At 73.5% G+C, this 17271-nt stretch carries 17 protein-coding genes; 12 read left to right on the plus strand and 5 right to left on the minus strand.

Translation table 11 applies throughout. The annotated features are described in order from the left end of the window. Positions 1 to 91: 91 nt before the first annotated feature. From ACQEU1_RS03600 to ACQEU1_RS03620, 5 genes are read right to left on the minus strand one after another with little or no spacing between them, the layout of a single operon-like run. Complete coding sequence (locus ACQEU1_RS03600) at positions 92 to 1246, minus strand: saccharopine dehydrogenase family protein (protein ID WP_433196164.1); 1155 nt, start codon at positions 1244 to 1246, stop codon at positions 92 to 94. After that, entirely contained in the window at positions 1243 to 2280 is a 1038-nt protein-coding gene (locus ACQEU1_RS03605; protein WP_433196166.1) for a saccharopine dehydrogenase, read from the minus strand. Before ACQEU1_RS03605 ends, ACQEU1_RS03600 begins: the two co-directional genes overlap by 4 nt. After that, positions 2277 to 3251: a hypothetical protein gene (locus tag ACQEU1_RS03610; RefSeq protein WP_433196168.1), complete on the minus strand. Its 975-nt coding sequence runs from the start codon at positions 3249 to 3251 to the stop codon at positions 2277 to 2279. The genes ACQEU1_RS03605 and ACQEU1_RS03610 overlap by 4 nt, the downstream gene beginning before the upstream one ends. Continuing rightward, complete coding sequence (locus tag ACQEU1_RS03615; RefSeq protein WP_433196170.1) at positions 3248 to 3526, minus strand: acyl carrier protein; 279 nt, start codon at positions 3524 to 3526, stop codon at positions 3248 to 3250. Before ACQEU1_RS03615 ends, ACQEU1_RS03610 begins: the two co-directional genes overlap by 4 nt. Continuing rightward, on the minus strand, positions 3523 to 4821 hold the full coding sequence (locus ACQEU1_RS03620; RefSeq protein WP_433196172.1) for a glutamate-5-semialdehyde dehydrogenase: 1299 nt from the start codon (positions 4819 to 4821) through the stop codon (positions 3523 to 3525). The genes ACQEU1_RS03615 and ACQEU1_RS03620 overlap by 4 nt, the downstream gene beginning before the upstream one ends. A 498-nt stretch (positions 4822 to 5319) precedes the next feature. Here ACQEU1_RS03620 and ACQEU1_RS03625 point away from each other — a divergent pair, with 498 nt between their 5' ends. Genes ACQEU1_RS03625 through ACQEU1_RS03680 form a run of 12 tightly spaced genes read left to right on the plus strand, consistent with a single transcriptional unit; the run spans position 5320 to position 17265 of the window. Next, a complete protein-coding gene (locus tag ACQEU1_RS03625; RefSeq protein WP_433196174.1) occupies positions 5320 to 6315 on the plus strand; it encodes a hypothetical protein in 996 nt (331 codons plus the stop codon). Further along, entirely contained in the window at positions 6312 to 7982 is a 1671-nt protein-coding gene (locus tag ACQEU1_RS03630) for an amino acid adenylation domain-containing protein (RefSeq protein ID WP_433196176.1), read from the plus strand. Before ACQEU1_RS03625 ends, ACQEU1_RS03630 begins: the two co-directional genes overlap by 4 nt. After that, positions 7982 to 8260, plus strand: coding sequence for an acyl carrier protein (locus ACQEU1_RS03635; RefSeq protein WP_433196178.1), 279 nt, complete (start codon positions 7982 to 7984; stop codon positions 8258 to 8260). Before ACQEU1_RS03630 ends, ACQEU1_RS03635 begins: the two co-directional genes overlap by 1 nt. Beyond that, on the plus strand, positions 8257 to 9738 hold the full coding sequence (locus ACQEU1_RS03640) for a class I adenylate-forming enzyme family protein (protein WP_433196180.1): 1482 nt from the start codon (positions 8257 to 8259) through the stop codon (positions 9736 to 9738). The genes ACQEU1_RS03635 and ACQEU1_RS03640 overlap by 4 nt, the downstream gene beginning before the upstream one ends. Further along, positions 9735 to 11039, plus strand: coding sequence for a type III PLP-dependent enzyme (locus ACQEU1_RS03645; protein ID WP_433196182.1), 1305 nt, complete (start codon positions 9735 to 9737; stop codon positions 11037 to 11039). The genes ACQEU1_RS03640 and ACQEU1_RS03645 overlap by 4 nt, the downstream gene beginning before the upstream one ends. A 13-nt stretch (positions 11040 to 11052) precedes the next feature. Beyond that, a complete protein-coding gene (locus tag ACQEU1_RS03650) occupies positions 11053 to 11313 on the plus strand; it encodes a phosphopantetheine-binding protein (protein WP_433196184.1) in 261 nt (86 codons plus the stop codon). After that, the gene (locus tag ACQEU1_RS03655; protein WP_433196186.1) at positions 11310 to 12500 is read left to right on the plus strand and encodes an acyl-CoA dehydrogenase family protein; all 1191 of its coding nucleotides are present in this window, start codon (positions 11310 to 11312) and stop codon (positions 12498 to 12500) included. The genes ACQEU1_RS03650 and ACQEU1_RS03655 overlap by 4 nt, the downstream gene beginning before the upstream one ends. Beyond that, on the plus strand, positions 12497 to 13345 hold the full coding sequence (locus tag ACQEU1_RS03660) for a 4'-phosphopantetheinyl transferase family protein (RefSeq protein WP_433196188.1): 849 nt from the start codon (positions 12497 to 12499) through the stop codon (positions 13343 to 13345). The genes ACQEU1_RS03655 and ACQEU1_RS03660 overlap by 4 nt, the downstream gene beginning before the upstream one ends. Further along, complete coding sequence (locus ACQEU1_RS03665; protein ID WP_433196190.1) at positions 13342 to 14676, plus strand: TrpB-like pyridoxal phosphate-dependent enzyme; 1335 nt, start codon at positions 13342 to 13344, stop codon at positions 14674 to 14676. Before ACQEU1_RS03660 ends, ACQEU1_RS03665 begins: the two co-directional genes overlap by 4 nt. Positions 14677 to 14697: 21 nt before the next feature. Further along, positions 14698 to 15186, plus strand: a complete 489-nt coding sequence (locus ACQEU1_RS03670; RefSeq protein ID WP_433196192.1) for a flavin reductase family protein — start codon at positions 14698 to 14700, stop codon at positions 15184 to 15186. An 11-nt stretch (positions 15187 to 15197) separates the two neighbouring features. Beyond that, positions 15198 to 15992, plus strand: a complete 795-nt coding sequence (locus ACQEU1_RS03675; RefSeq protein ID WP_433196194.1) for an enoyl-CoA hydratase-related protein — start codon at positions 15198 to 15200, stop codon at positions 15990 to 15992. A gap of 13 nt (positions 15993 to 16005) precedes the next feature. Next, on the plus strand, positions 16006 to 17265 hold the full coding sequence (locus tag ACQEU1_RS03680) for an aspartate aminotransferase family protein (protein ID WP_433196196.1): 1260 nt from the start codon (positions 16006 to 16008) through the stop codon (positions 17263 to 17265). Positions 17266 to 17271 lie beyond the last annotated feature (6 nt).

Here is a 17271-nt window from a genome sequence, read left to right on the forward strand (position 1 = left end):
CGATCGAGCTCCGCGATCACGGCGCGGAGGCGACGCAGGCCGGCGGCTCGGCCGGCGCGGCGGTGCCGTTGCGCCGGCCGGCGACGAGGCGTCACGCGTCCTGCGAAGGCACCCTCAGCTCGCTCCGCACGCCGTGCTCGGACAGGAAGCCCAGCCAGCGTGCGGCGGATCCGGCCGTCGCGCGGTTCAGGCCCGGTTGCGTGCGGCCCGCCAGGACGTCGGCCACACCGCACGCCAGCGTCACCGACACCGTCCGCGCCATCGCCGTCTCCTCCCGGTCTCCCACCAGGTCGAGCACGTACTCGCCCGACCAGCGCCGTCCGTCCCCGGTCTCCAGGGCCAGGGTCACGGCGAGCACGACCCGGTCGAGGTCGTCGTCACCCATGGGGTACTTCTCGGCCAGCTCGCCCGCCAGTGCGGAGACGGCGTCGTCGTCGCCGTCCCGCACCACGGCGAACACCTCCGACCAGGCCTCGCGCCAGCCCGCCAGCCGCAGGGTGCCCCGGACGAACGACTCCAGCCGCCACGCCGGGGGCACCTGGTACTGCTCGATGAACGGCACGCTGTCGCGGTTGGGGTACACCTCGAACGCCTCGCCGCCGACGACCTGCGTCCTGGTCGCCTCCCACGGCCGCTCGGCGACGTGCTCGCCGCCGTCCTCCACGTACCGGGCGGGTGTGCGCAGCGCGGTGAGCACGCTGCGCGGCGCCCAGCTGAAGCGGTAGCGGAACTCGTTCGGCTCGGCCGGCAGGCCACCGCAGTAGGACGTGAACACCGCCGACGCCGGGGTGTCCGCGCCGATCTCCTCCTTCGCACGCTCCACGAGCAGGTGCGCGTACAGGTGGTCGATGCCGGGGTCGAGACCCGCCTCGGCCAGCACGACCACACCGCGGTCCGCGGCGTCCTGCCCGAGCGTGACGAGCTCGTCGGAGGCGTAGCTGGAGCACGCGAAGTGCGCGCCCCGCTCCAGGCACAGCCGCACCAGCACCGGGTGTTCGGGGGCGGGCAGCATCGACACGACCACGTCGCCCGCGCGCAGTTCGGCGGCCAGCGCGTCGTGGCCGAACCGCCGCACGCCCGCCTTCCCGGTCAGGCCGAGCCGGGCCAGGCACCGCTCGGCCTTCTCCTCGGTGCGCGCCCAGAGCAGCACGTCGTGCGACTCCGCGAGCACGTTCAGGCCGCTGCCGGTGGACAGGCCGGTGCCGATCCAGTGCACCCGGCCGGTGGGCGGGACGAGGTCCGTCATCGGGACGTCTCCTTCATCGAGGTGACGGTGTCGTGGAACAGCCGTTCGGCACGGTGCCAGGGCGAGGTCGCCTGCGGCAGGTCTCGCAGCAGCGGCAGCAGGTCCGCGGAGAACGCGTCGGTGGCCTCCAGCGGCACCAGCGACGGGAGGTTGTCGATCGCGATGAGGTCCAACGGCGGTGCGTCGCGCAGCGCCCGTGCGGGCTGCTCCCAGCTCGTCGTGGTGTCGTAGATCGGCAGGACGTTGAACGGCGAGCCGACGTCGCACGTCACGTCGCACACGGTCCGCAGCGCGCGCTCTGGAGCGTCCAGGTCCTCGGGCCGCAGGAACGGCGGCACGGGGGAGGACGTGAGGACGGCGTTGACCATGACCTCGTGCCGCAGCAGCGCGGGCCGGTCCAGGTCACGCGTCTCGGCGAGGTCCCAGAGCGTCGGGTCGAGGCCCGCGGCCGTCAACGCCCGTTCGGCGCCGCGGCCACACCGCCCCAGCGCGCCGACCACCACAGCGCTCATCGGGTCGCCGCCCGCCAGCAACGCGTCCAGATCGGGCACGGACGTCGGCTGCAGCGGCGCCGCGAGCACACCGCGGTGGTGCAGCACCGCCAGCGCCGCCCCCACGTACCCCGCCCAGTAACCGAACGCCGCGAGCCGCCGGCCGGAGTCGTCGGTCAGGTACTCCAGGTCGAGCAGCACGCCGCCGCCCGCGTCGAACCGCCGCAGCAGCCGCTCCGCGCCTTCCTGCTGCTTGTAGGCGTGCCCGAAGAAGATGTGCCGGTGCCGCAACTCGGGTGGGTCCTCCGGCAGCTCCTTCAACCCGATCACCACGGTGTCCTGCGGCGCGTCGACCCAGCTGCCCGCCTCGGCCACGGAGCAGCCCGCGGCGGCGTAGTCCTCGATCGGGTGCACGCGTTGCGCGGACTCCTCGATGGTCACGACGAAGCCTTCGCGCACGAGCGAGGCGGCGTCGGCGGGCGTGATCGGCGCACGGCGTTCGGTCGCCCGCACCTCGCTGCGCATCCACAGTTCAACCGTCATGTCTCGGAAAGGTAGCCGTAGTTCCCGATCACTCGCCGGGCAGCGCTTTCCACGGCGAGCAGGTGGCCGAACGTCGCTTTCACGACAGCGGGCCTCGACCGGCCCCGTTCGGCGGAGCGCACCGCGAAGTGCAGCGCCATCGGGAGGTCGCGCCACGCGGCGCAGGCGGTCCGGAACGTCTCCGCGTCCTGGTCGGAGGGGTGCCTGGTGTGCAGCAGCCGCGCATAGCGGAACGTGTGGTGCTGGGAGGCGGCCCACACGTCGTCCAGGAACCTCGCGCGGCCGGGGTGCTCGCCCAGCGCGCCCCAGAACTCGCCGAGCGCCCCGATGGCGTCCGCGCCGGTCCGCCAGCCGTCCGGTAGGCCGGGGGAGCGGTGCCCGGTGGGATCGAGCACGAACCACCGGTAGCGGTCGGCGGGCGGTGGTGGCACGGGCACGCCGAACAGGTGCTCGTCGCGCAACCGGTGTTCCGGCCGTGACCCGGCAGGCGTCATCGCGGAGACCAGCGCGGCGTCGTCCAGCCGTCCCTCGAACGGTTCCTGCCGACCTTCCGGGAGCAGGGCGGCGAAGTCGTCCACCACGTGCCACCCGCGGTGGTCGCGGCCGTCGACCAGCAGCAGGTGCGGTGCGCTGTCCTCGGGACGGGCGACCGACCACGGCAGCGCCGCGCTGGAGGCCGCGACGACGACCTGGCCGTGCCGCTCCAGCTCCTCGCAGACAGCGGCCAACGCGGCTTCGCCGGTCGCCGCCGACGCGTGCGCCAGCGTCCCGTCCGGTGGCATCTCGTGCAGCGGTGCGGCGTGGTGCGACATCGCGAGCGAGTCCTCGTCCACCCGCACGGCAAGGTGCACCGATCCGGCGATGGCGTCGAGCGCGTCCGGGGCGTCGCGCAGCAGGTAGCGGGCGAGGTTCGCGGTGTAGCAGCTCAACGCCCGCGTGCCAGCCTCCTCCGAGGTGGCGGGCGCGCTCATCCGGCCCTCTGACCCGTGCAGGTGGGCGTCACCACGTCCACCAGGTCGGCCACGGTGTGGAAGCTGCGGCCCGCGAACAGGTCGTCCGGCAGCGTCACGCCCAGCTCGTCCTCCAGCCGGATCAACATGGACAGGAAGCCGACCGAGGTCACCCGCAGCACCTCGCCGTTCAACGGCTCGGCGTCGCCCACCGTGGCCGGGTCGATCGTGAGCCGTGACTCGGCCACCACCATCTTCTTCACCGCCGCGTTGACCTCGTCGCGCGCGTCCGTCATCGGTCCTCCCCCTGCGGGTCGTGGCGGAACCGGACGGTCCCGCCTCCGTCGACCACCCAGCTCCTGGTGAGCAGGGCGGACAGGCCGACCGGGCCGCGCACGTGCAGCCGGCCGGTGCTGATCGCGATCTCCGGACCCGTGCCCATCGTGGGTCCGTCGTGCAGCCGCAACGAGCCGTTGACCACGACAGCGGCCGCGTCGACGCGTGCGGTGAAGTGCTCGGCCACCTCCGCCGAGCGCGCCACGACCCCTTCCGTGTGCCCGGTGCCGAACCGCCGCACGTGCCGCACGGCTTCGTCCACACCGGACACGACCCGCACGCCGAGCGTGGTGTCGAGGAACTCGCGGCCGTCGTCGTTGTCCGCCAGCGCCCGCACTTCCAGCACCTCGGTGAGCTTCTCGGGGAGCCGTTCCGACACCTCGGCGGGTGTGCACAGGACGAGCTCGCGCACGTCCGGTTCGTGCAGCCGGTCGCTCAACGCGGCGAAGAAGCCGTCGGCCAGGCCCTCGTCCAGCAGCAGCATCTCCAGGGCGGTGCAGCCGGCCGGGTCGGGCAGCTTGCTGTCGAGGACCAGGCGGACGGCCTCGTCCGGGTCGGCCGACTCGTGCGCGTACAGGTGGTTGACGCCCGCCCCGCCCGCGATCACCGGGATCCGGGAGGCGGTGCGGCAGTAGGACACGAGCCCCGCGCCGCCGCGGGGCAGCAGGACGTCGATCGCGTCGTCCCGCCTCATCAGCTCGCGCAGACCGGCCCGGTCGGTGTCCAGCAGCACCTGCGCCAGGTGCTCCGGCAGCCCGGACTCCCGCAACGCCCACGCGATGATCCCGGCCAGCACGGCGTTGCAGCCGCGGCATTCGCTGCCTCCGCGCAGGAGCACGGCGTTGCCCGTGCACACCGCGAGCACGGCGCTGTCCAGCGTCACCATCGGGCGTGACTCGTAGACCATCAGCAGCACGCCCAGCGGCCTGGCCACCGAGCGGGCCCTGCTGCGCCCGGCGCCCCGCACCTCTGGCCCCGGAGCGGTCACCGCCGGCAGGTCCTCCCCGACGCGCCGGGTCAGTTCGACGAGGGCGTCGCGGTGCGCCGTGGTCAGTCCCATCCGCTCCACCATGGACGGTGACAGGCCCGCGTCACGGGCGGAGCGCACGTCCGCCCCGTTGGCCGCCAGCACCTCGTCCCAGCACTCCACGAGTCGTCTTCGCACCGCGTCCGCGAAGAACGCGTACGCCGGGTCGCCCACCGGCGGAGCCGTGCCGCGGGCTCGACGCGCGTTCGACACAATGGTTTCGATCATGACACCGTCCGGTTCCGCGATTAAATGTCGACGGTCCTCACGGAAGCAGAACTGCGATCCTTTCACAACTCGATCGCCGAAAATGGCCGGAAGTCGAACGTCCGAACAGGACGAAGAAAAGTGTGACCCCTCTGGATCAATTCTCGGGCCGTGCTCGTTCGTCTGGTCCTCGCCCGATTGCGCCAGCCGGTCGGCGCGTTGGTCCGACTGGTGGCGTTTGAGCCGCTGAAGCGTGTCGCCGCTGGTCTCGCACTCGAAAGTAAACCTGTTCCACCAAAATTGCCGCACTTGCGTGCCCTCTGGCGCGGCAGTACGAATGACCTGTCTGCGGTAATCGGGGAGGCCTGGGCGGGCGCCGTCAAACAGCGAGCGGTCCTCACATCCGGTCTGGGGAAACCTGTGGTTTGGGTCGTTTTGGCCGCGTGTACACGTATTCGTGCACGCCGCTCGAACGCGTTCGTTTGAAACGGTTTGTTATTCGTTCTAGGGGAGAATTGCGTGGTCGCATTTGTCCAATCGCTCGCGTTCGCACCCTGCGCGGCTTTGTTGAACCGGGTCGACTCACCCTTCCTGGACTGCGTCTCCGACGACCTCGCGCTGCTGCTGGCGCAGGCGGGGGCCGACGACGTCCGGACACCGTTCGCGTCGCGCTGGAAGTTCTGCCTGATCGAGGACTCCGCCGGGCCTCCCCGGCTGAACCTGCCGTCCCGCGACCAGGACCCGTGGCTCGCCACCCGGACCGGTTTCCTGCCCCGCTGGCGCGACGTCGGCGGCGACGTCGCGGCGGCCGTCCAGGCCTGGCACACCGAACTGCGCGCGGGCAGGGCCGTGCTGGTCGTCGGCGACGCCTTCCACATGCCGTGGCTGCCGTACCACCGCAACGAACACATGGCGCACGGCTTCGTCGTGGAGGGCATGGACTCTCTCGGTGAACCGGTGCTGCACGTCGTGGACCCCTACGACAACGCCACCGCCTACGGACGCGCCGCACCCGTGACGACCAAGATCGGCCTGGCGGACGTGGCGCTCGCCCTCGGCGGCGGTTCGTGGGCCGTGCTCGACCGGGTCGGCGAGCCCACACCCGTGGACGTGCCGCACCAGGTCCGCACCAACGCGGAGGGGATCCTCGCCGCGCACCGCGACGGCTCGTTCGCCCGGCTGTCCGACGGCCACGCCGACCTCGACCGGGAGGCGGTGGACAACCTGGCCCTGCAGGTCTGGCTGCTCGTGCGGGACAGGTCGTTGCACCGCCTGTGGCTGGTCGACGTGCGCGCCGAGCTGCGGCGCATCGGCCTGGAGGACCTGCCCGCCCGCTTCGAGGCCGAGCTGGTCCCCGCGTGGCGCAAGGCGTCCGAGATGGCCTACGTGGCCACCCGCCGCGTCCACGCGGGCAGGGCGGCGCCGCGCTCGGTGCTCGACGCCGTCCGGACAGCGGCCGAGCACGAGACCGCGGTCGCCCGCTGGGTCGTGGAGACGACGGGGAGCGCGGCATGACCACCGTGCTCGACCGCGTCCTGGACGCCGCCCGGCGGACACCGGACGCCACCGCCCTCGTCGACGCCACCGGCGCGACGACCTCCTACCGCTCGCTGGTCCACGCCGTCGACGGTCTGGCGTCGGCGCTGTCGCAGCGGGTCGCGCCCGGTGGCCGGGTCGCCGTGGTCAGCACCAAGCAGCCGGGCACGGTGGTCGCGATGCTCGCCGTGCTGCGGGCCGGGTGCGCTTACGTGCCGGTGGACCCCTCGGCTCCGGTGGAGCGGCGGCGGTTCGTGGTGGCGGACTCCGGGTGTGCCGTCGCGATCGGGGGCGACGACCTGGGTGTGCCCGTGGTGCCGGTCGACGGCGCGGGCGGCCCGGTCGCCTTCGAGCCAGGCTCCCCGGCCTCCGACTCGCCGGCCTCCGACTCCCCAGCCTCCGACTCTCCGGCCTCCGACGTCCCCGCCACCGGCTTCCCGGCCTTCGACTCCTCGGTCTCCGACGTCCCGGCCACTGGCTCCCCGGCCTCCGACTCCCCGGCCTCCAGCGTCCCCACCACCGGCTTCCCGGCGCTCCACCCCGACGACGAGGCCTACGTCCTCTACACCTCCGGCTCCACCGGCACCCCCAAGGGCGTCGTGATCACCCACCGCAACGCCGCCGCGTTCGTCGACTGGGCGGCCACCGCGTTCCCGCTGGCACCGGGCGACCGGGTGGCGGTGCACGCGCCGCTGCACTTCGACCTGCCCGTCTACGACGTCTACGTCGGCCTGGGCGCGGGCGCCGAGCTGCATCCCGTGCCGGAGCGGCACGCGCTGTTCCCCCAAGCGCTGCAACGGTTTCTTGCCGAGCGGGCGATCACCCACCTGTACGCGGTGCCGTCGGCGCTGACCGCGTTGCTGCGGCGTTCGACGCTGCGCACCGACGGCCTGCCCGCGTTGCGGCGCCTGCTGTACGCGGGGGAGGAGTTCCGCGCCGCCGCGCTCGCCGAGCTGATGCGCGCGCTCCCGCACACGGCCGTCGCCAACCTCTACGGCCCGATCGAGACCAACGTCATCACCAGCCACGTGCTGGACGGCCCGCCCGACCCGGACAGCCGCGTGCCCGTCGGCCGGCCTGTCGGCGGCGCCCTCATCGGACTGCTCGGCCAGGACGGCACGGCGTCGTTCGACGGCGTGGCCGAAGGCGAACTGGTGGTGGCGGGCGACTGCGTGACCCCCGGCTACCTCGGGCGGCCGGACCTCACGGCCGGTGCGACCGTCGAGTTGCCCACGCCCGGCGGACGGCGGCGCTGCTACCGCACCGGCGACATCGCGCGGCGCGACGCCGACGGCCTGCTGCACCTGCTGGGCCGCCGCGACGGACTGGTCAAGACGCGGGGTTACCGGGTCGAGCTGGGGGACGTGGAGGCCGCCGCCGGCACCCACCCGGACGTGGCCGAGGTGGTGGTCGTCGCCGTTCCCGACCCCGAGCTGACCCACCGGCTGCACGCGCTGGTCGTGCCCCGGCCGGACCGCGACGCCCTCACCGGCGCGGACGTCCTCGCGCACTGCCGGGCCAGGCTGCCCGGCTACATGGTGCCCGGCGCCGTGCACCTCGTGCCGGACCTGCCCCGCACCAGCACCGGCAAGGTCGCCCGCGCCGACCTGCCCGCCCTCGTCACCACCATCGGGAAGGAAGTCTGATGCGGCCTCCGAGACACGAACTGGCCGACCTGGCCGCGCACGCGGTGGCCGAGGTGCTCGGCACACCGCCGGGCGCCCCGCGGTCGGCGCGCTCGTTGTTCGACCTGCCTGGGTTCGACTCGATCGCGGTCGTGACCGTGCTGGAGCGCCTGGAGACCGACCTGGGCGTGGAGGTGCCCGCGGACCTCATCGTCCCCGAGGCGTTCGACTCGCTCGACTCGCTCACCGACCTGCTCGCGACCACCGTCGCCGGCGCGACTCCGGAGGCGGTCCGATGACGGCGTTCCTGCTGCACCACCTGCTCGACCGGCGGGCGGAGCTGACCCCCGACGCGCCCGCCGTGCGCCGCGGTGAGCAGACCTGGACCTACCGGGCCCTGCGCTCCCGGTCCGTGGCCTACGCGGAGTGGTTGCGCGGCAAGGGTGTCGTGCGCGGTGACCGCGTGCTGCTCCTCGCGCCGCACGCGATCGAGACGACCGCGCTCGTGCACGCGTGCTCCCGCCTCGGCGCGCTGCACGTGGTGCTCAGCGACCGCATCCGCCCGTACCACCTCGACCACATCCTCGGTGACAGCGAGCCGAGGCTCGTCCTGGCCACCGACGAGGCCGCCGGGCGCCTCACCGCCGACGTACCCGTGCACCGGCTGGCGGAGTTGCCCGCCACGCCGTCCGGGTCACCGCCCGCCGACGCGTGCGCGGGCACCGACCCGGTGGCGCTGATCTACACGTCCGGCAGCACGTCCATGCCCAAGGCGGTCATCTCGACCCACGCCCAGGTGCTGTTCGCCGTGTCCGCCATCCAGTCGCGCCTCGGCTACCGCGCCGACGACGTCGTGTTCTGCCCCCTGCCCCTGTCGTTCGACTACGGCCAGTACCAGATGTTCCTGTCCTGCTGGTCGGGAGCGTGCCTGGTGGTCGGCGACGACGGGGACGCCGGCCCCACGCTGCTGAAGCGGCTGGTGGAGCACGAGACCACCGTGTTCCCGCTCGTCCCGAGCCTCGCCTCCACCCTGGGCCGTCTCGTGGGCCGCGCCGGCCGCCCGCCCGAGCGGCTGCGGATGGTCACCAACACCGGCGCCGCACTGCCGGTCACGGCTTCCGTGCGGCTGCGGGAGGCCGTGCCGGGACTCGACGTCGTGGCGATGTTCGGGCTGACCGAGTGCAAGCGCGTGTCCATCGCCGAGCCGAACGCCGACCTGACCAGGCCCGGCTCGTGCGGCCTGCCGCTGCCGGGCACCGAGGCCTACGCCGCCGACGAGGACGGCCGCCGCCTGCCCGCGGGCGAGATCGGCGAACTGGTCGTGCGCGGCCCCAACGTGATGGCCGGCTACTGGCGCGCACCGGACCTCACCGCGCGCAGGTTCCGCCGCGACGCGTTCGGCCAGCCGGTGCTGCACACCGGCGACCGCTGCCGCTTCGACGAGGACGGCCACCTCTACTTCATCGGCCGCGACGACGACATCTACAAGCAGCGCGGCATCCGGGTGAGCTGCCTGGAGATCGAGGCGGCGGCACTGGACGTGCCGGGCGTGGAGCTGGCCGCTCTGCTGCCGCCGGACGACTCCTCGGGGGCACGGCTGGCGGTCGCGGGCGACCTCGTTGTGCGGTACCTGGTGGAACAGCTGGAAGACCGGCTGGAGGAGCAGAAGCTGCCGAGCCAGGTGGTGGTGCTCGACGCCCTGCCGCTCAGCGTCAACGGCAAGGTGGACAAGAAGGGGCTGGCGGAGCTGCTGGCGCGCGAGGGCGGTGCGCGATGACCGCGGTGGACAACGGCAGCGCGACACGGGCCACACCTGCCGCCGGTGCCACGACAGGCGCCGACCCGCACACCACGAACCTCGCGCGGCAGGTCGCCGACCTGGCCGGCACCCCCGCCTACGTCTACGACCTCGACGCCGTCGAAGCCGCGCACGCCGACCTGCGCCGCGCCCTCCCGGACCCGTCGATCCTCTACTACTCCCTCAAGGCCAACCCCCACCCGGCGGTCGTCGGAGCACTCGCCCGCCTCGGGTGCAGGGCCGAGGTCAGCTCGGACGGCGAGGTGGACGCGGCGCTGGCCGCGGGCGTGCCCCCGGAACAGGTCCTGCTCACCGGGCCGGGCAAGTCCGCCGCCGTGCTGGAGCACGCGTTCGCCCGCGGGGTGACCCGGTTCTCCGTCGACTCGCCGACGGACCTGCGCGCGGTCGGCGAGCACGCGGCGCGGCACGGGACCGAGGCGAAGTGCCTGCTGCGGGTCAACGCGGACGAGGGCGTGGCGGGCACCGGCCTGACCATGACCGGCACGGCCTCGCAGTTCGGCGCGGACGCGTCGTGGGTCGCCGCCGATCCCGGGGCGTTCCTGGGCCACGCCGCCGCGACCGTCACCGGACTGCACCTGTACATGGGCAGCAACTTCGTCGACGAGGACGCGCTGGCACGTCAGTTCGAGGTGGCCGTGGACCTCGCCGCGACGGTGGCCGGCCGGCTCGGGCGGCTGGAGGAGGTCGACCTCGGCGGCGGGTTCGGCGCTCCCTACGCGCACCGGGGTGAGCGGCCCCGGTTCCCCGGCCTGGCCGCGCGGCTCACCGGCCTGCTGGACCGGCGGCTGCCCGGCTGGCGCGACGGCGAGCCGGTGATCGCGTTCGAGTCGGGCCGCCACCTCGTCGGCGACTCCGGTGTCCTGGTCGCGCGGGTCGTGGACGTCAAGCGCTCCAAGGGAGAGCTGTTCGTCGTGCTGGACACCGGCGTCAACCACCTCGGTGGCATGTCCGGTCTGCGTCGGCTGCCGCGGCTGGCGCCTGACGTCGTGCCCGTGGGCGCGGGGGAGCCGGGTGAGGTGACCGCGACGTTGGTCGGCCCGCTCTGCACACCGCTGGACACCCTCGGCCGCGGCCTGCGGATGCCCGCCGTGCGGCCCGGTGACCTCGTCGTCGTGCCCAACGTGGGCGCCTACGGCCTCACCGCGAGCCTGCTCGGGTTCCTCGGGCACTCCCCTCCGGCCGAGGTGGTGGTGCGCGGCGACGCCGTGCTCGACGTGTCCCGCCTGCGCCTCGTGCGACTCCCTGTCCACTGTGGATGAAAGGACGAAAGCCTTGAACGAGAACGACTTCGACGTGGTGCTGCGCCGGCACCTCAAGAACCTGCCAGAGGACGCGGAGCTGCCGCGGGACGCGCCGCTCAAGAAGTTCGGCCTGGACTCGATGCAGGCCGTGGAGCTGCTGTTCGACCTGGAGGACGAGCTGGGCGTCGTGCTGCCGGACGAGATGATGACCGGCGACACCTTCGCCACCGCCGAAAGCCTCCGCCACGCCGTGGGCACGGCCGCGGACGACTCGGCCGTGGGCACGTCGTGACGACCACGGAGGCACGACCGGCCGCACAGCAGGAGATCAGCGAACGGGTCGAGTCCGTGCTGCCGGTGCTGCGCGAACACGCCCGGCGGGTGGACGCCGACGCCTCGTTCCCCACGGCACCTCTGGAAGCGTTGCGGCGCAGCGGGTTGATGGGCCTGCTCGTGCCGACGGCGCACGGCGGCCTCGGCGGCGGACTGGACGACCTCGTGCGCGTCGCCGCCGAGCTGTCCGGCGAGTGCCTGTCCACCGGCATGATCTGGGCGATGCACTGCCAGCAGGTCGCGGCACTGGCCGTGCACGCCGGTCCCGAGCTGCGGGCGGACCTGCTGCCGCGGCTGGCCGCGGGCGAGGTGTACGTCGCCTCGGTGACCAGCGAGAAGGTCAAGGGCGGCCACCTGCTCAGCGCCCACGCCCCGCTGCACCGTGAGGGCGGCCTGGTGCACCTGGACCGCGACGCGCCGATCGTCACCGGCGGTTCGGACGCCGACGGCTTCCTGATCACCATGAAGGACTCCGAGTCGGCACAGCCGGCCGAGGTGTCGCTCGTCTACGCCGACCGCTCGCGGCTGACGGTGCGGCACGCCGAGGGCTTCTCGTGGGATCCCATGGGAATGCGCGGCACGCACAGCGGCCCGCTGCACCTGTCCGGCGCCGTGCCCGAGAGCGCGATCGTCGGTGGCGCGGGAGGGTTCCGCGAGGTGGCACTGCGCACGTTCGTGCCGGTCGGCCACATCGCCTGGGCGGCGTGCTGGCTCGGCGCGGCCCGCGGCGCGTTGCGGGCGGTGCTCGAACTGGTGCGCAGCCCCGCCGGCCGCAAGCAGTTCCCGCTCGACTCGGACCTGCTGCGCGCCCGCCTGGCCAGGGTGCGGCTCGACCTCGACACCACCGCCGCGCTGATCGCACAGGTGGTGCGCGACACCGGCCTCGCCCCCGACCCGGAGGCCCCCGACGTGCAGCTGCGCCTCAACGGCCTCAAGGTGCACGCCGCCGAGCGCTCGTTCGCCGTCGTGAACACCCTGGTCGAGGTGGTCGGCCTGCGGCACGGCTACCTGCGCGACGCGCCGATGCCGCTGGAACGCCTGTTCCGCGACCTGCGGTCGGCGTCGCTGAACTACGCCAACGACAGGCTGCTCGGGGCGAACGGCGCGCTGGTGCTCGTCGACCGCGCGGTGGGGCTGGCGCTGTGACGGCGTCCACCGGCCTCGTCCCGCCCGGACCGGCTTCACCGAACGCGGCCGAGCCCGGCCTGGACCTGTCCGTCCTGACGGTGCCCGTCGGACCGGGGCTGCCGCCCGCGCACGTGGCGGTCCTCCCGGCACACGCCACCGCCACCCGCTTCGCCGACGCCACCGAACACGCCGCCGCCGAAGACATGGGTCCGTTGCGCGCCAACGAGTTCCTGCGCGGAAGGTCACTGTTGAGGCAGCTCGTGGCCAGGGTGCTCGGCCCCCGCGCGGCGGCTCGCCCGCTGCGGGCCACCGGCAGGGGGAAACCGTTGCTGCTGCCGGGAGTCGACGTGTCCATCTCGCACACCGACCACCACACGGCCGCGGCCGTGTGGACCGGCGGCGAGATCGGCGTCGACGTCGCCGAACCGCCTGAGCGGCTCCACCGCGGCCTGGTCCGCCGCTGCTGCGGCCCTCACGCGGACGACGTGCTGGCCCGGTCCGACGCACCGCACGCGTTCAGCCGCGTCTGGGCCGTGCAGGAGGCCTGCGTGAAGGCCACCGGGATGGGGCTCGCCGACCTGCCGTGGCGGATCCCCGTGCACCCCGACGCGCGTCAGGGCCGCTGGCGCCGCGTGCAGTGGCACCTGGTGGACGCCGGCCCTGCCCGCACCCTCGACCCACCTGGTGCGCTCGGCCCGGCCCGCGCCCTCGACTCGCCTGGTGCCTTCGGCCCGGCTGGTGCGCTCGGCCACGCCCCCAGCCGACCCGACGCCCCAGGCCCGCCTAGGCCCCACGACCTGACCTGCGCCCTGGCCCTCGCCGTCCGGCCAGGCCCGACCGCCCACCCCGAGGAGCCACGGTGACCACGCCCACCCCGCCCGCAGCCTGGTACAACGTCCTGGCAGACCTCGACTTCGAGCTACCCCCGGACCTGCCCCCGCCCACACGCCCGGCCGACGCGCGGCTCGACCCTCAGGTGCCGCTCAGCCTCATCCGGCAGGAGGTCACGCGCGAGCGGTGGGTGCCGATCCCCGAGGAGGTCGCCCGGCGCTACGCCCAGTGGCGCGTCACGCCGCTGCGCCGTGCCACCGAGCTCGAACGGGCGTTGGGCACCCGCGCCCGCGTCTACTACAAGTACGAGGGCGGCAACCCGTCCGGCAGCCACAAGCTCAACACCGCCATCGCCCAGGCCCACTACTACAAGGCGGCCGGGGCCAAGCGGCTCGCCGTCGCCACGGGCGCGGGGCAGTGGGGGACGGCGGTCGCCACGGCGTGCCACATGTTCGGACTGGAGTGCGTGGTCTACATGGTCCGCACCAGCCTCGAGAACAAGCCGCACCGGCGCACGATCATGGAGATGCTGGGCGCCGAGGTGATCGCGAGCCCGAGTGGTGGCACCGCGGCGGGGCGGCGGTTCGCGCACGAGCACGCGGGCACGTTGTCCATCGCGCTGGCCGAGGCGATGGAGGCCACCCGGCAGCCCGGCACGCGGTTCTGCGCGGGCAGCGGTGAGACGTACTCGTTGCTGCACAACACGGTCATGGGGCTGGAGGCGATCGACCAGCTGACCGAGTTCGGGGAACGGGCCGACGTCGTCGTCGCGGGGCTCGGGGCGGGCAGCAACTTCGGCGGGCTCGCCTTCCCGTTCCTGCGGCCGGACCAGGGGCGTGTCCGGTGCGTGTCGGTGGAGCCTGCGGCGTGCCCGAAGCTCACCAGGGGCCGGTACGCGTACGACTTCACCGACAGCTCCGAGCAGAACCCGCTGCAGAAGATGTACACGCTGGGCTCGCGGTTCACGCCACCCCGGATGCACGCGGGCGGGCTGCGCTACCACGCGACCGCCAAGGTGGTCAGCGCCCTGTACGAGCGGGGCATGATCGAGGCGACGGCCTACCAGCAGCGCGATGTGTTCGAGTCCGCGGTGCTGTTCGCCCGCAGCGAGGGACTGGTCCCCGCGCCCGAGAGCGCGCACGCCGTGCACGGCGCCATCGTCGAGGCCGCCAAGGCCGACCGCGACGGCACCTCGCCGGTGATCCTCTTCTCGCTCAGCGGGCACGGCCTGTTCGACATGAGCTCCTACCGGTCCTACCTGGACGGTCAGGTCGACGAGGAGGTCGTGGTCACCGACGAGGACATCGAGCGGTCGCTGGAACACCTGCCGCCGCAACCAGAACACCAGACGGCCGGCGTCTGACGCCCGCTGGAGGAGGACGTCATGCGCACCCAGGACCGGCTCGCCGCCGGCACCGAGTTCCGCGACTTCATGACCCAGTGGCCCACCGGCGTCACGGTCATCACCACCGGCGACGGCGCCACACCCGTGGGGTGCACCGTCAACGCGATGATCTCGTTGTCGGTGAAGCCACCGACGCTGCTGGTCTCGCTGGCCACGTGCAGCGGCACCCTCGACGCCATCCGCAGATCGCGCCTGTTCGGCGTGAGCGTCCTGTGCTCGCGGCAGGCCGACCTGTGCGGCCGCTTCGCCACGGGGGCGCAGGCCGACCGCTTCCAGGACGTGCCGACCCACGTCGTGCGCGGCGTGCCGGTGCTGGCCGAGGCCGCCGCGGCGATGGTCTGCGACCTGCGCGACGAGCTCGTCTACGGCGACCACGTGCTGCTGGTCGGCATGCCGCTGTGGCACGAGACCGACCCCGCCAGCCCACCGCTCGTGCTGCACCAGCGGGCGTTCCGCGCGCTCAACTAGGAGGGGTGCCAGTGGACTTCCGGACGTTCTCGGTGGACGACCTCGGCGGCGGTGTCGCCGAGGTGGTGCTCACCGGCACCGGAGACGGCAACGTCATGGGCGGTCTGGTGTGGACGGAGCTGCCCGCGGTGGTCGCCGCGCTCGACGCCGGCGCGGACGTGCGGGCCGTCGTGCTGCGGGGCGCGGGGGAGTGCTTCAGCGCCGGGCTCGACCTGCGGTGGTACCTCCCGCACCACCGCAGGCTCACTCGTCAGGCAGACCTGCCCGCGCGGCTGCTCGCCGAGGCGACCTCGATGCAGGACGCCATCGGAGCGGTGAACCGCAGCCGGCTGCCGTGGATCGCCGCCGTCCACGGGCCGTGCGTCGGCGCGGGGCTCGACCTCGCCTCGGCGTGCGACATCCGGCTCGCCTCGGCCTCGGCGTCCTTCTCGCTGCGCGAGGTGCGCATCGGCATCGTCGCCGACCTCGGCAGCCTGCAGCGACTGCCGCACGTCATCGGCACTGCGGCGACCAGGGAGCTCGCCCTCACCGGCCGCGACGTCGGCGCGGACGAGGCCCTGGCACTGCGGCTCGTCACCAGGGTCGCGCCCGACGCCGGGGCGCTCCGGGAGGACGCCCTCGCCACCGCCCGGCAGATCGCCGGGAACCCGCCCGCCGCCGTCGCGGGAGTCAAGGCCGTGCTCGACCGCACCAGGGACCTGCCCGTCGCCGACGGACTGCGCCACGTCGCGCTGTGGAACGCGGCGTTCCTGCCGTCCCCGGAACTGCCCGGCCTGCTCGCCGACGCGCTCAAGTCGTCACGTTGACCCAGGAGGAACGATGAGCGAGACCACCGCGCTGTGGTTCAGCGCACTGACCCGCGACACCTCGCCGGAGGAGGTGCGGGGCCGGGCGCTCGTGTCCGGTGAGGGCTGCCGCGTCACCGACGCGAGCGGCCGGGAGTACCTCGACGCGCGTTCGGCGCTGTGGAACGCGAGCCTCGGGTACGGCAACCGGGCCGTCGCCGAGGCCGTGGCCCGCCAGCTCGCGACGCTGCCCGTCGCCCAGTCGATCCGGCACGACCAGCCGGCCGAGACCACCCTGCGCTACGCCGAACGCCTCGTCGCCGTGCTGCCCGAACACCTGCGGCACGTCCGTTTGTGCACCACGGGCGCCCAGGCCGTGGAGGGCGCCGTGTTCCTGTCGCGCTTCACCCGCATCGTCGGCGGCGACCCCGAGCGGACGCACGTGATCGCCCACCTCGACGGGTACCACGGCATCGGCGGCCTGGCCACGGCGATCACCGGCGAGCCGGACGTGCACGCGCTGCACGGACCGCTCACGCCGGGCGTGCACCACGTGCGGCCGTGGGACATGGACCACCTGCGCACCGAGGTCGAGCGGATCGGCCCCGGCCGGGTCACCGCGATCGTGCTGGAACCGGTGCTGGGCACCGGTGTGGTGGAGGCGCCACCCGGCTACCTGGCCGAGGTGCAACGCCTGTGCCGGGAACACGGCATCCACTTCATCGTCGACGAGGTGTCCACCGGGTTCGGCCGCACCGGTGCGCTCACCGTCACCGGGGAGCTCGGGCTGCAGCCGGACATGCTGTTGCTGAGCAAGGGGATCAGCTCCGGCTACGTCCCGCTGGCCGCCATCGCCACCACCGCCGACGTGCTGGCCGCGGCCACCGCACGGCCGGATGTCGTGCTGCCGCACGGTTCCACCGGAGACGGCAACCCGGTGGCCGCCGCCGCGGGGCTGGCCGTCCTCGACGAACTGGCGGACGGCGGCGTGCTGGCCAACGTGCGGGAACGGGGCGAGCAGCTGGAACGGACACTGTCCTCTTTGGACGGTGTGCGTGCGGTGCGCGCCAGGGGACTCATGATCGGCGTCGACCTCGACGCGGACGCCGCGGCGGTGGCCGCGCTGCGTCTGCGCTGCCGGGAGGAAGGCCTGCTGCTGTCCACCGCCGGCAGCACGGTCGTCCTCACACCGCCGCTGGTGATCACGGCCGAGGACTGCGAGGAGCTGGTCGCCAGGCTCGACCGGTCGATGAAGGCCGTGCTGCCCACCAGGGTCGCCTCGTTCGCGGGCTGATCCACC

This window comes from Lentzea sp. CA-135723, from assembly GCF_050936595.1.
GTDB lineage: Bacteria > Actinomycetota > Actinomycetes > Mycobacteriales > Pseudonocardiaceae > Lentzea.

What these genes read in the sequence shown, in the direction of transcription:
- ACQEU1_RS03600 (WP_433196164.1), bottom strand. Translation starts at nt 1,246, where the DNA reads ATGACGGACCTCGTCCCGCCCACCGGCCGGGTGCACTGGATCGGCACC.
- ACQEU1_RS03605 (WP_433196166.1), bottom strand. Translation starts at nt 2,280, where the DNA reads ATGACGGTTGAACTGTGGATGCGCAGCGAGGTGCGGGCGACCGAACGC.
- ACQEU1_RS03610 (WP_433196168.1), bottom strand. Translation starts at nt 3,251, where the DNA reads ATGAGCGCGCCCGCCACCTCGGAGGAGGCTGGCACGCGGGCGTTGAGC.
- ACQEU1_RS03615 (WP_433196170.1), bottom strand. Translation starts at nt 3,526, where the DNA reads ATGACGGACGCGCGCGACGAGGTCAACGCGGCGGTGAAGAAGATGGTG.
- ACQEU1_RS03620 (WP_433196172.1), bottom strand. Translation starts at nt 4,821, where the DNA reads ATGATCGAAACCATTGTGTCGAACGCGCGTCGAGCCCGCGGCACGGCT.
- ACQEU1_RS03630 (WP_433196176.1), top strand. Translation starts at nt 6,312, where the DNA reads ATGACCACCGTGCTCGACCGCGTCCTGGACGCCGCCCGGCGGACACCG.
- ACQEU1_RS03635 (WP_433196178.1), top strand. Translation starts at nt 7,982, where the DNA reads ATGCGGCCTCCGAGACACGAACTGGCCGACCTGGCCGCGCACGCGGTG.
- ACQEU1_RS03640 (WP_433196180.1), top strand. Translation starts at nt 8,257, where the DNA reads ATGACGGCGTTCCTGCTGCACCACCTGCTCGACCGGCGGGCGGAGCTG.
- ACQEU1_RS03645 (WP_433196182.1), top strand. Translation starts at nt 9,735, where the DNA reads ATGACCGCGGTGGACAACGGCAGCGCGACACGGGCCACACCTGCCGCC.
- ACQEU1_RS03670 (WP_433196192.1), top strand. Translation starts at nt 14,698, where the DNA reads ATGCGCACCCAGGACCGGCTCGCCGCCGGCACCGAGTTCCGCGACTTC.
- ACQEU1_RS03680 (WP_433196196.1), top strand. Translation starts at nt 16,006, where the DNA reads ATGAGCGAGACCACCGCGCTGTGGTTCAGCGCACTGACCCGCGACACC.